At 41.3% G+C, this 13,876-nt stretch carries 7 protein-coding genes; 1 reads left to right on the forward strand and 6 read right to left on the reverse strand.

Annotated features, from left to right (window positions below; genetic code table 11):
- Nucleotide 1: 1 nt before the first annotated feature.
- From I8751_RS05575 to I8751_RS05595, 5 genes are all read right to left on the reverse strand, one after another.
- A complete protein-coding gene (locus tag I8751_RS05575) occupies nt 2–5,089 on the reverse strand; it encodes a response regulator (protein WP_214438203.1) in 5,088 nt (1,695 codons plus the stop codon).
- A 105-nt stretch (nt 5,090–5,194) separates the two neighbouring features.
- The gene (locus I8751_RS05580; protein ID WP_214438174.1) at nt 5,195–8,161 is read right to left on the reverse strand and encodes a methyl-accepting chemotaxis protein; all 2,967 of its coding nucleotides are present in this window, start codon (nt 8,159–8,161) and stop codon (nt 5,195–5,197) included.
- 16 nt (nt 8,162–8,177) lie between these two features.
- Nucleotides 8,178–8,708: a chemotaxis protein CheW gene (locus I8751_RS05585; RefSeq protein WP_214438175.1), complete on the reverse strand. Its 531-nt coding sequence runs from the start codon at nt 8,706–8,708 to the stop codon at nt 8,178–8,180.
- A 13-nt stretch (nt 8,709–8,721) separates the two neighbouring features.
- On the reverse strand, nt 8,722–9,087 hold the full coding sequence (locus I8751_RS05590; protein ID WP_214438176.1) for a response regulator transcription factor: 366 nt from the start codon (nt 9,085–9,087) through the stop codon (nt 8,722–8,724).
- A 173-nt stretch (nt 9,088–9,260) separates the two neighbouring features.
- On the reverse strand, nt 9,261–10,484 hold the full coding sequence (locus I8751_RS05595; protein ID WP_214438177.1) for a response regulator: 1,224 nt from the start codon (nt 10,482–10,484) through the stop codon (nt 9,261–9,263).
- A 387-nt stretch (nt 10,485–10,871) separates the two neighbouring features.
- On the opposite strand from I8751_RS05595, the gene hmpF reads away from it, so the two are divergent.
- Nucleotides 10,872–12,632: a pilus motility taxis protein HmpF gene (hmpF, locus tag I8751_RS05600; RefSeq protein ID WP_214438178.1), complete on the forward strand. Its 1,761-nt coding sequence runs from the start codon at nt 10,872–10,874 to the stop codon at nt 12,630–12,632.
- A 142-nt stretch (nt 12,633–12,774) separates the two neighbouring features.
- Here hmpF and tilS read toward each other — a convergent pair whose 3' ends face one another.
- On the reverse strand, nt 12,775–13,758 hold the full coding sequence (gene tilS, locus I8751_RS05605) for a tRNA lysidine(34) synthetase TilS (protein WP_214438179.1): 984 nt from the start codon (nt 13,756–13,758) through the stop codon (nt 12,775–12,777).
- Between the last annotated feature and the right edge of the window lie 118 nt (nt 13,759–13,876).

Here is a 13,876-nt window from a genome sequence, read left to right on the forward strand (position 1 = left end):
TTTAACCATTACTACTATTCACCAATTTCTCCCCTTTCAGCATTCGCACTGCGGCTTCAAGTAAAGCTTCTTCAAGGTATGGTTTAGTAAAGTAACCGCTAGCACCTAATTGAATTGCCATTTGTCTGTGTTTATCTGCACCCCGTGAAGTGAGCATAGCAATGGGTAAGTGATTGAGACTGGAGTCTTTCTGGATGCGAGAGAGCAATTCTAGACCATCGCAACGGGGCATCTCAATGTCACAAAATACGATATCGCAAGGTAAACCAGAACGCAGTTTATCCCAAGCTTCCTGGCCATCACGCGCCTGTTCAACGCGATAACCTGCCTTGTTAAACGTCAAAGAGAGCAATTCTCTTACTGTAATTGAGTCATCAACAATCAGCACTGTCGGATCAATTTTCACAGCCGGGATGTCTATGACATCAGGAGTACCTTTTTGCTGCCAAAGAGTACCGCCAGTATGTTTAGAAATCCGTCCTTGGAAGATATCAATGATTTCTAACACATCAGCGATCGGCATAATTCGACCATCACCCAAGACTGTAGCACCAGCTACACCAATGGGTTTCGGTGCTGGCCCTTCAAATTGCTTAATTACAATTTCTTGCTCGCTCAATACTAGGTCAATTTGTAAGGCAATCAAAGTGTTTCCCGATCGCACAACGACAACAGAAACCATGTCATCATCTCTAGTACCGCCATAGACACTACCGCGAATGATTTGACGATTAAAGGTTAACAGTTCTTTGAGAGGACGGAATGGCAGCACTGTATCGCGCCAAGAAATAAATGATTGACCATCAGCACTATGCTGGATATTTTTGACTGGTATATCAAGGGTATCTTCCACCCCATCCATTGGGAATGCAACCCTAGCTTTATCTGAAACGCAGCACAAAGCTTTGCAAATACTCAAGGTCAATGGCAGACGAATTGTGAATGTAGTTCCCTTACTAATGGTGGAATCTGTGTTGACTGTGCCCCGAATTTCACTAATCTCAGAGCGAACTACATCCATCCCCACACCACGGCCAGAAATTTCATCTGCTTTATCTTTGATACTAAAACCAGATTGGAACAGCAGATCATAAACTTCCATGCGCGAAATGGTTTTTGCTTGTTCTGCTGTAATCATGCCCAGCTTTATTGCCTTAGACTTGATTTTTTCTGTATCGATGCCTGCACCATCATCACCTACAGAAATAACAGTTTGGTTTCCTTGGTGGAAAGCACGGATGGTAATTTCTCCTACGGGTGGTTTACCTGCTGCTTGCCGGACTTCTGGCGTTTCAATACCATGAGCGATCGCATTGTTGAGCATGTGAGTCAGCGGATCAGTAAGATGATCCAAAATCATCTTGTCAATTAAGGTGTCTCCGCCTTCAATAATTAACTCTACTTGTTTGCCACATTTAATAGCATTGTCCCGCACGCCCCGCCGCAAGCGATCAATAGTTTGGGAAAAAGGCACCATTCGCGCTCTTGTTAGGCCTTCTTGTAACTGGGTAGTTACTTGGCGGAATTGCCTTGCTACTCGTTCAGTTTCTTCTGTTACAAAATCAATGTCGCTCGCTGACTCCCGCACCCGCACAATCAGTTCAATCATTTCTTGAGATAAGGTATGGAAAGGCGTAAACCGATCCATTTCTAATTCGCTAAAACCCCTATCTGTATCGGTCTCATCAGAATGGAAGCTAATTTCTTTAGGAGATTCTCTACTTTTACGACTGGCTAAAAGAGAGGCTTCTAATAGCGATCGCTCGTACAACTCTTGCATCCTTGCTCCTACATCTGAGAGCTGTTGCACCTGAGCCAGCAAATTATCTAATGACTGGCGCAGACGTTCATGATCCTGCTCTAAAGTGTTGCGGTTAACGACCAATTCCCCAACTAAATTGCTCATGTCATCCAGCTGCTTGACTGGCACTTTCATCGTTTCTTCAAATTTGGCGGTACGACGAGCAGAGGGACGGGGAATTTTGCCGATGTTTTGTTTTGCTGCTGATGAGTGGGATATAGTTTGGTCTGCTTCTGCTAGCAGTTTCTCCAAGTCGCTAAATTCATCTGTTACTGATAATGCAGAAGCAGTTCCTGGTCTCAATTGTTGCGTCTGGGAAGGCTGATTGTGAGATTTTGCAGTCACTTCCTGATCTTCGTCTGCACCCAATAATGCTTCTAGAGCAGCAAAATCTTCTTCTGCGATGAAGCTAGCATTAGTGTTTGGTGTTACTTCTTCTCCTAGTAATGCTTCTAAATCTGCAAATTCATCCTGGATATCAGTTTCATGTTGTTGAGTAACTTCCGCTAAATTTTCATCAGTTTCCAGGTTTAAACCAAATTCACCAAAATCTAAGTCTGCTAATGCATCATCTTCATGAGTTTCTGCACCTAACTCCTTCAAAGTTTCCTGTTGTTGAGTTTCCGACGCAAATAAATCATAAGTCTCTCGTAAATCAGCGATCGCTTCTAGGCTTGTGTTGGTGTCTTCTACAGTTTCAACAGAATCACTAGTGTTTTCTAGAGTTAGTTCTGATTTTTCAGTTTCCGATGCAAATAAATCATCAAACGGCTGAATATAAGTTGAATGAACTGTGGTGGTTTTGTCCTCAAGATTTTCATCACTATTTTCACCCAGAGCATCGAACAAATTTTTTTCTGGCTCAACCAATGTTTGAGGAGAATCTACAAAAGATTCCTCTGTAGACTGGTTGGTAAATTCAGGGATGAAATCTAAAGCTTCTGGCTCTTGTGAAAAACTGCAAATCTCCTGCAAAGAAATATCTTCATCGCCGATGGTAGGAGAACTTGCAGTTAAATCGCCAAAAAAATCATCTGTGGTATCTGAAGATAATATCAAATCTAGCGGCTGCTCTGGCTGCTCAAAAGAAAGATTAAACTCTTCTAGGTCAAAATTTGTTGTTGGCGAGGATGCAGACTGCTTATCGCCAAATATTTCACCAGAAGACGCAGCAGCAAATAAACTCTCCTCTAATGCTTTTGCTATATCCTGCTCAAGTACGAGATCAAATTCCGACTGTTGTTCTGCATCGGTTTCCTGATTCCAGAAGTTGCTTAAATCATCATCTGCTTGAGAAAATTGTATTTCTGCGGTAGGTGGTGCATCAAATAAATTACTAATTTCTGACTCGTCCGTAGGCAAAACCGTATTTTCTTCCGTACCAGCAAATAAATTCTCAAAAGACAAAACATCTGATTGAGGAATAATAGATTTTAATTCTATGGAATTATTAGCGTTAATTTCCTCAAATTTTTCTGTATTTTCAATGTTTGCAAATAACCCATCAAAACTGTTTTGTTGATTGGTAGATACTTCAATACTAGTAATAATTTCATTTTCTGCTTGGGTAACTTCTCCAACAAGTAGTTCTAGATTTTCATCCAGTCCTATTGCCAATAAATTATCTGTTTCGTCCTCTTGCTCTATTCCTTTAGAAGATTGCTGCAATTCGCTGGAATTTCCTGGTAAGTCATTTTCTAAAAGATTATAATATATTGGTACATTGTATGATTCCAAATTTTCTTTTTCTAAAAAATTCTCGCCAAATAATAGATTTAAGTCTTCTGTTTTAGTTATATTTTTTTGAGGTTCGTGGCTGCTTGTATCTTCATCAAGTGACAGAAAATCAGCTAAATCGCTATCAGCTTGATCGCTATCGCTTTCATTTAGTTCAATTCCTAATTCGCTAACATTGTTAATATCTAAAATTTCTTCTTGTTGCCAAGTTTCATCCAGTTCAGGGGTTTCGCCTTCAAACAAATCAGCCAGAGTATTTAACTCGGCTAAACCTACTTCTGGCCCATGATGATCATTGCGTCTATTGGTAACAGCTAGATCGTCTTCATTTGCAAAGAAGAGATTGGCACTAACGGCAGCCTCAGAAATAGCGTTTTCTGCTGCTACTTCATCACCAGGTTTTAAGTTCAGTTGCTCGGATAGTTCTGTGAAGCTAGTTACACTATCTGTTGGCTGTAAAACCGTATCATCATTAACCAAATTACCTGTTTGAGGCGGTGATATTTGCTCAGATAAGTTTGGTGTTGATGTAATTAATGGTTCTGTGACGGTAGCAAGCCGTTCCTCAAGCAAATCTGTGGTTATTTCTAACAAATCGATTTCTGGAAAACTCAAAAGTGCTTCTAATTGTTGACTAATCGCAATTTCGGCTTCCCTACTTTGGAGAACTAATTCTTGAGCTTGCTTAATTTCAGTAATGACAATTTTTGCTAGAGTTAGATATGTATTTTCGGTATTAGCGATCGCACCAGCTGCTGCTCGACATAAACCACACCAGTTAGGTAAATTCCATTTCTCACCCAGGCTAACCAACTGGTGACAGCATTGCTGAAGATTTTGCCGGGATTGGGGTGTGGTTTTTTGCTTAAATAGCTGCAACATTTCCCGTAGTACCTGTAGCACCTGGCTTTGAAACTCACCCCAATGATCATTTTCTCTGGTATTAACTGGTGAACGCCTTTGTTGAGATGGTACAGAAAAGGAAATTTCTGTTGCAGTATTTTGGGTGTCTTCTCCAAAAAGGGGAACATCTTGGCGAAGTAAAATTTCTGTGAGTGTGCTGACGCTATCATCAGATGTTGGTTGCAATACTGTTTTAACAGTATCGTTTACAACTCCATTGTTACCTTGTTGTACTAGTAATTCCAGATGCTCATTTAGCCATTTAAAGACTGGTTCGGCTTCTGACATTAAAGTATTAGCAGCTTCTTCCGACAAACCAAACGGCCCACTTAAATGTTCTAGCAGTGCCTTGAGGGTATCAGATACACCAAGAAATAGAGACTCTAACTTTTGGTCAACTTGAACTGGATGCTCTTTGAGAACTTTGAAACAATCTTCCAGACGGTGGGAGGTATGCTGAATGCTACTTAGACCAAGCATTGCCGCCCCTCCTTTGATGGAATGAGCCGCCCGGAAAACTTCGTTAACCATTTCCGGGTCGTTCAAGGTACTTTCGAGATTCAGCAACCCCTGTTCGATTGTGTTCAGGTGGTCTCTTGCTTCTTCGATAAAGTAGCCTAAAATCCGCTGTTGTTGTTCCGGCAGCATAGTCACAAGTTATGAGTTGTTAGTTATGAGTTATTAGTTATGAGTCATGAGTTTTTATTTGTGATTTTTATTCTTCACTCTTAACCCCTAACTCCTAACTTTGATTTATCTGGATTCGAGGGTTTCCACGCGGAAACGCTCAACGGAGGCGATCAAGTCGCGGGATACACCTACTAGATTTTGTAGGGCCCCGGAAACTCGTTGCGCTTCCTGGGAAGTTTCTTGTGCTGTTAATTCTACTGATTGCATGACGTGAGCGACGGCGCGGGAAGTTTCCGTTTGTTCTACTGTGTCACTGGTAATCGAGCGTACAAGAGTGTCAATACGATTTGCTACTTGAATAATATTTTCTAGCGATCGCTTGGCTTCTTCTGCCAACTTTGTGCCTTTAATTACCTGTTGTGTGCCTTCTTCCATTGCGGTCATCACAGAGCCTGTTTCGCTTTGGATTTGCATCACAATTTGTTCAATTTCCTTCAGAGATTTCGCAGATTTATCTGCTAACTGGCGCACTTCATCTGCCACAATGGCAAACCCACGCCCAGCTTCTCCCGCCCGTGCCGCCTCAATACTAGCATTGAGCGCCAGCAAGTTTGTACGGGAGGCAATTTGGGAAATTAACGCCACAATTTTAGAAATTTCTTGGGAAGATTCTGCTAACCGCTTTACCTTTCGAGTAGTTTCAGCAACAGTTTCGCGGATTTCTAAAATACCTGCCACAGTATTTTCCACGGCTTCGCCACCTTTGAGAGCAATGGTGCTAGCATCGCGGGCAACTGCTTCTGCTTCTCGCGCTGCTTCGGCTACCCGTTGAATAGAATCGGTCATTACCTGAACAGAATTTAGGGTGACTGCTAACTCTTCTGCTTGCCGCAAAGCATCACTAGATAAAGCTCTAGCAAAAGTTTCAGAGTTGGTTGCACCTTTTGTTACTTCTTTGGCTGCTACTTTTACCTGTTGTACAATATCCCGCAGGTTTTGAATTGTCAGGTTAAAGGCATCAGCAACGGCTCCAAGTACGTCGGCTGTCACTTCAGCTTGGACTGTTAAATCTCCTCTAGCAGCGCCTTCTACGTCATCCAATAAACGAATTACTTGACGTTGGAGGTTTTCTTTGGCTTCTTCTTGTTCATCGGCTTTGCGTTGGGCTTCATGGGTAGTCGTAAAAATTACCCGTGCCATTTCGTTAAAGCCAGTAGCCAACAGCCCTAATTCATCTTCGGAATATACTGTAGCTTGAACATTGAGATTGCCTTGGCGAACTGCATCAAACTGAGCTTGCAGATCCTTGGTTGTACGGCGAATTTGTCTGAGTGTAAGATTTCCCATAAAAGCGGCGGTGGAAAATCCAGCAATGCCAGCTGCTAGGGACATCGCCCAACCCGTATTTCTAATTGATTCCCGCTGTTGCGGTGGAGAAAAGTTGGTGGCTGCGAAACTGACGGTAGCTACAACAAGGGCAGAGAAAACACCCACAGTGCCAGCAACAAACCAAGGCTTCATATCCAGGGGAGCGTTCTCTAATGGTGCTAACCAACCTTGCTCGACGCTGACGGTAGGTTCTAGCTTAGAGACATCCGTTTGGGTAAAAACTGGGACTGCCTCTTGTGCGCCAGTATGAGAACCAGTAATCGAAAACAGTTCGTCGTCGCGATCGCTAGTTTCATGATCTGGGGTAGCATCTTTGGTTTGAGCGCGTGGACTACTACCTGTTTCCATCGCACTCGAAAGCATTACCGCATCACGGAAGCTAGAATCTGCTTCTGCTAAGTCGAACCCAGGAATACTTCCTAGATCATCAAATTCGTCAAAGTCATCTAAAAACTCTATATTACTTTTAGAATTTTCTCCATTTAATATACTGTTACTGTTTGTGTTTTCATCTAAGGTAAATTCTTCTGAACCGAAAGCAGATTCAAATGCCTCAAAATCAAAACCTTCGTCACCATCAAAGTTATTTGGTTCTATTGCTACATCTTTTTTAAGTTGCCGCTGCTCTGACGAAGCGAAATTTCTGTTCAAAGATGAAGGTATTTCTGGAAAATTTTCTTGGACTTCTACTTGTTGTAGCCAGTTATCTGATTTTGATTTCGATAAATTATCTTGGCTACTATGTTTTAACTTATTTGTTTGTGTAGAACCATCATCTGGTTCTGCTTTGCCCATAAGTAAGGTTTCACCCTCCAGGCTATCCATTGGCAATTCCAAACCTGGAATACTTGAATCTTGATGCTTTTCTTCTTCCGCCAAGACTTCAAAAGTATTTTCCAAGCTCTCGCTTGTGGGTAAATTAAATTCTACAAAAGGTGAATTATTACTATCGTTATAATTTGGGTAATTTTCACTAGCAGAATTTGCATCACTGTCGAAGAAATTATTATTAGTTTTTGGCTCGTCAAGACTTTTTTCTGAATTATCTTCCTGCCAGAAAACTGGTAATTCTAACTCTGATTTCTTCTCCCAAATGTTGGCGTTTGACTCTTGCTCATCTAGATTTTGTTTTAAGGCAAAAGGATCATCGCTCAAAGGTACTGAGGAATCTAAGGTTGTATTAAATGAAATACTGTCTGTAGGAATATCGAATGGACTACTTGAAGATAGTTCTTCTAAATCTACAGTTTCTTGTTCCCGATCAAAGGAATTTAAATCAAAACTGCTATTGCTATCTAAGTCCGCAAATATCCTCAATTCTTGTAATTCTGGGTCGTCAGATTCCAGATTATCGGCCATTTCTATAGAATTTGTTGACTTTTGCTCGCTATTCTCCTCAATAGGAGACTGTCCCTCAAATGGTTGTTGGCAGTGACTGATATTTTCGAGACCATTATTGGCAAAACCAATAATTTCTTGATCATCAGTCAACTGCAACACTTTTTGATATTCTCCTTGTGCCACATCATATTGTTGCAAAACGTAGTAAACATGACCTCGCAACAAATGACAATTGGGGTCATCTGGGACATTTTGCACCACCTGATCAACTAAATTAGCTGCAACTTCATAGTTCTGTTGCGCGTAGGCTGTACAAGCCTGTTTATATGTTTCGAGGTAATCATCTATACTTGCTGCCATGTCCTCTCTCCCAATTTCATCCTGCCCATCTTGCACTCCGTAAAATTGCCATTTGATCGAGCAGTCTTAAGTACTGGTTATTTTTAGCACTCAGCAACCACTCTCCACGTAAAAAGGGAGCCATAGTATCTGGTAAATTAGTTGGTGGCATCAGATGCTGTACATCCAGCCAGTCCATGCCACCGACTTCTTCCACTGCTAAACCCACGATTGTGTCTTGTTCTTCAATAGCAATCACCGGAATTTCTGCTCGATCTGTGTTTAACGGAGTTGCTTCCCCAAGAAATTGACCCAAATCAGCTACCCAAATTACTCGACCTCGTAAATTTAGAGTACCCAAAAGTAAAGGAGAAGCATTAGGAATCGGGGTGATTCTATCAGGAATTAATTCCATAACCTCTCGGATGCCAGTTGCTGGTAGTGCAAACTCCTGATGCGAGGGAATATAAAACCGCAAATGTAACTCACCCTCAGGACTTTCTACTTGTAATTCAGGACGGAAGTGGTCTTGACCACTACCACTTAAAAAGTCCGGTAACTTGCCCATATTATTTTCATCCTTATCCTCGCAGCAGTTGTTTGACTGTTCCTACCAACTCAGTTGGTTGAAACGGCTTGGCTATATAGGCATCCGCACCTTGCTTCATGCCCCAATAGCGATCAAATTCTTCACCTTTAGAAGAACACATCACTACAGGGACATTTTGGGTTTTTGGATCAGACTTTAATCGACGGCACACTTCATAACCGTTCATGCGGGGCATGACAATATCCAAGACCACTAAGTCAGGAGGGGTGGTTTGAATTGCCTCCAATGCCTCTACTCCGTCACTGGCATGGGTGACTGTTAAGCCACTTGCTTTTAGGAGGTCTGTAATCATCTCCCTTTGGGCGATACTGTCTTCCACAATCAGAACTGTACTCATAAATGGCTATCTACCTCCTGATGTAGACGTTCCTGTTTGGAACATTCCCTGCTCTCCCTGTAAATATTTAGTGTATAAATTAAGTCTATTGATTCACTAATTTATCAGATAGTCACATTGTCCTGGAGTTGGCTGACTCTGTGATAACATTTTTTACTCTATCTTTTGTAGAATCAACAAGTCTTAGATCTTGTTTCGGTTCCTACACAAGTTTGTAGGTCTACATATTTCTCTACAAGCATGAGTAACTCAGTATCGCTAAACGGCTTGGTTAAATAATCTGTTGCCCCGACCATACTAGCTCTGACTCGATCAGTAAATCCATCTTTACCAGTTAGCATGATAATCGGTATGAGCCGAAAAGCTGTGGATTGTCGCAGCATGGCACAAATCTCGTAACCATCTAATTCCGGCATGGCAATGTCACATAAAATTAGATCTGGTTTGAGCCGAAAAATCAGACTAAGCGCTTCCAAAGGATTACTTAGAGCGATCGCATCGTACCCTTGTTGCTGCAAGATAGACTCTACAGTTTCACAGATAGTAGTTGTATCGTCAATACATACTATCCGCACCTGATGATTTTTCTCTACCTCCTTGTCTTCTATTCGTCTCTTCGAGTTAGTTGTACCTGAATATACTAATTGCAGCCAACCTTGCTGTATGTATGGATATATCACCTTAGCGACTGTCAAAATGTCTCGGTTGAGATAACGAGCTAGTTGACGTAGGGATGTTTTACCATCTGCCCATTGTTGTAGCTTACTCACAGTTGCTGCTGGAAGTGAGGAACTCAGCTGAACTATGTTAGCTAGCATTGGTAATTGTTCAGGCGACTGAATATGGGGATATAGTTGCTTCCATTCTTGGCGTTGTTGGGTAATTTTAGCTACTAAAGGAGCAATTTCTAAGCTGGTTAGTTGGGGAGCAAGTGCCACATCCTGAAGGAAAATAAAATTACCCTGGTGTAAACTCAGTAGATCAAATAGGGTCTCATGCACTAATTGGTGGATGATATTATGAGCTACTTGAGGAGTAATCATATTCCGTTCTAGAAGTGCCCAAAGATAGCCATATTCTGTGGCATTATCTAAACCCAAGGAAGCAAATCGCTTTTCATCAAGTTGCATTTCAACTCGGTTATTTCGTAAGTAATCGCTAATCCGCAACAAATTACTATTACCTTCTTGGCAATAGATAATTTGACCATTGAGGAAAAAAACAAACCAAGAATGTTGTTGACAGTTCCTGTGATGGCGATGTCTAATTGCCTTGTCTTTTGTCGGTTGGTCACTGTTGTGAAAGCAGGCTTCCACCAAAAGTTGTCCAGTTCGCTGCCCCAATTCAATCAGTTGCAGGATACTGCGAATATCAATTTCATTTAAATTTCCCTGCATTTAGCTCTAAAACACTCCTCGTAAGTTAATTTTGACCGTCAATTTTTTCATGTTCTTAGCAGGGTAATGAGGTATGGGGTACCCAAAATCTTATTTCCTTTACAACTAATTCTCATCAGGGGATACATTCAGATATAATCTGTAAATTTTCGTAATAGCTTTTGACAAAGCTAGTGATACCACGGAAGTCATCATTACTGTCATCAGTAGAAAATATAAAGACGCGATTCAATCGCTTCTATAAATATCAAGGCGTGACAACTAGCGTCTATAAATAGTTTTGTCTGTCTTGTTTTCCTAAATTCAGGTGAAATTAAGACAGGTTAGCAGAATTATCTAAGGTATATCTAAAATCACAGACATTGAGTACACAAGAGGACGAACGGTGTGCTGTATTTAGCAGAAGTACAAAAGCAGAAAGGCGGCTTACTGGGTGGTAGTTCCAAAACCGAACTAAAACTGCTAGCTTGTCAGCGAACCGACCAGAATTGGAGTACTGTGTCGGAAGAAGTAATTGCCGCTGAGGAAGCTAGTAAATTAAATGATGGTGCATTGGTACTGGTTGAACTAAATCCGAATCGTCAAGTACAGCGGATTCAAGAGGCAGGACGACCATTAGTTAACATTTTGCAAAATTTTTCTCGCCAATTAGAAAAATTTAAGCTCAAAGAAGATGAGATTGACCAGTGGAAGGAGTCGCTGACATTTCAGGCCCAAGAGATGAATCGCCGTGAAATGGACATGGAAGCACGGTTGGAACAGTTGCAACAAATGGAGGACGAGTTTCAACAGCTAGAGTCGCAAAAGCAGGAAGTTGAGACATCTCGTGAACAAATTGAACAGTTACAAGCAGAAATTGAACGTAATCGTCAGGAACTAGAAGGAGCTTGGGAACATTTACGGGGAGAGCAGCGCCGTCTTGAAGAACATCAAGCTGATTGCCAACAAGGAACAGTTTTGGATGAAGAGCAAAGTCGGGTGATGAGTGAGTTACTTGATCGCTTATCTAATCGCGTTGCTCCCACAGAAATAGTCAGAGAACACCTGCGTTTAGCATTTGAATTAGTCGAAAACCAGCAAGCTACTCTCAACCCACATTGGCAACAATTGGAGCAACAAAAAACTTTAGCAAATCAGCAGCAAGAAGAAGTTGACCGCCTTTTACAAACTTTGAGCGATCGCCAAAATGCATGGCAACAGGCACACAATTTTTTAGAACAGCAAACAGTCCAATTAAAAGTGAATACGGCAGCTCTTGCCACCAAGCAAGATTATGCTCAAATAGTGAAAACACATTTGCAATATCAGGAAGATTTATATCAACAAATTCGCTCTTTCGCTGCAAGTTCTGGTGGTATGGTTTTGAATCAGAAAATAGATGTGGAAGCTTTGGAGAGAATGCCCATAGAAGAACTACAAAAGACCATACAAGATTTAATTAATAAGTTGGAAATAGACTCTAGTTTTGTTCATGACCAAGAGCAAGAACTGAAATATAAGCAAGAAACTATAGAAGAATTGCAAAATAAAATCCGTCAAGCTCCTGACAAAGATCAAATTAATTTAGAGATGGAACTGACAGATGAAAAAGACCTCTACCAAATGCTCAACGAAACTTTGGTGGGTCAACGTCGTAATTTGCTACAGCGGCAGAAACTTGTCAAGCAACACCAAAATATCTTATTAAAACGTCAAGGACAGGCTGTTCCTGATACACAAGAAGATAACAATATTGATTTTGGGCCGATTCTTCTGCAAGTTGATACCCAAAGGCAACAACAGTCCCAAGAACTACAAAAGCTAGAACGTGAAATTGAGCAAATGCGTTCTGCTATTGAGTTAGACCAAGGCATGATTGATAATCAAACCCATGAACAACAGGAAAAGCAGCAAGAATTAAAAACGATGGAAGAAAACTTGCTGTCTTTGCGAACTGCAACGGCTGAAAGCTGGGGTAAGGTGAATCTTTATCAAGAAGCGCTACAACCTATTCAAGATTGCTTAGATGGGTTGCGGCAAAAGTTGCAAAATATTGGGGAAGCTTTAGCTCAAGTTCAAGAAACGGGCGATTATCAACTCCACACTATTAACGAGATGCGTCAAAATCTCCAGAATTTGATGTCTCAACCAGAGTTGTTAGCATCTTAGAAAAGATAACGCTTCTCGGTTGTGTGCAGTACAGTCTGGTGGAAAAAGGGACTAGGAGCTAGGGATTAGGGGCTAAAGTGGTGCATTTCATCCATATAAAAACCGCTATATGAGGTATGAAGGATGAAAAACGCTTTCTACTTCAGCTTTTATGGTTGATGTAAATCCAGTTTTCTTGTACTTGAGCGATCGCACCGCCAGGAAATGGATCAGTTTGTGAACGGTTAGGCGCGTTAATTAAAGCTGTTAATTTTTCAATATGTTCAAAATTAGGTGCATCAGTAAGTATTTGTAGTAATACCTGACGCATAACGCGACGTTGCAATGCTAATGGTGCTATCTGTAATATCCGCCGATTTAACCTAATAAGATCATTTTCCCCTTGTTCCGTCGCGGCTTCGCGTAACTGCTGTGCAGCTTGTTCTAAATATTCCACTTCTGCTTGCAGGAGTTCTGCTGTTTGGGCTAAGGCTGATTCGACATTAGGGTTAAAATTGGCTTGCAAATAAGGTATTAACTCTTGACGAATGCGATTACGAGCGTATTTCACATCTTGATTGGTGGAATCTTCCCAAATTGGTAAATGAAAATCTTGGCAAAACTGCTGTGTTTGTTGGCGAGTGACTTCTAAAAGTGGACGCACTAGCATCATGTCCGCTTTTAATGGACGTTGCCAAGTTAAAGCCTGCAAACCATCAGCACCAGTACCACGCATTAAATTGTAAAGCAGAGTTTCGGCGCGATCGCTGGCTGTGTGTCCTGTAACTATATATTGATAATTATTTGCTAAGGTGATCGCACTTAAAGCTTGATATCGCCAATTACGTGCCTTTGCTTCACTGTTTAAAGGTTCATTCGCGGTTTGTAAATAAAAAGGTATACCCAAACTTAGAGCTAAATTTTTTACATGATGAGCATTAGCTTCAGAGTCTGTACGCCAGCGATGATCGCAGTGAGCAATACCTAAATGCCATCCCCATTTTGGTTGTAAATCTAACAGTAATTTGATTAAACATAGAGAATCTTGCCCACCGGAAACAGCAACTAATAGGTGCTGATCACGCTCAAATAAGCGGCGCGATCGGATGGTGCGATGTATCTGTGCATGTAGGGGAGTCCATACCATTGCGGGGGATAGGGGGAGATTCTTAGTTATTAGTTAATTGCTATCCTAAACTAACGAGCGATCGCAGTTGCCAATGATGATAAAGTATTTGCTCAGTTACAAAAATAGCATCATGTCA

It is taken from the genome of Atlanticothrix silvestris CENA357, assembly GCF_016056295.1.
Classification (GTDB): Bacteria; Cyanobacteriota; Cyanobacteriia; order Cyanobacteriales; family Nostocaceae; genus Atlanticothrix; species Atlanticothrix silvestris.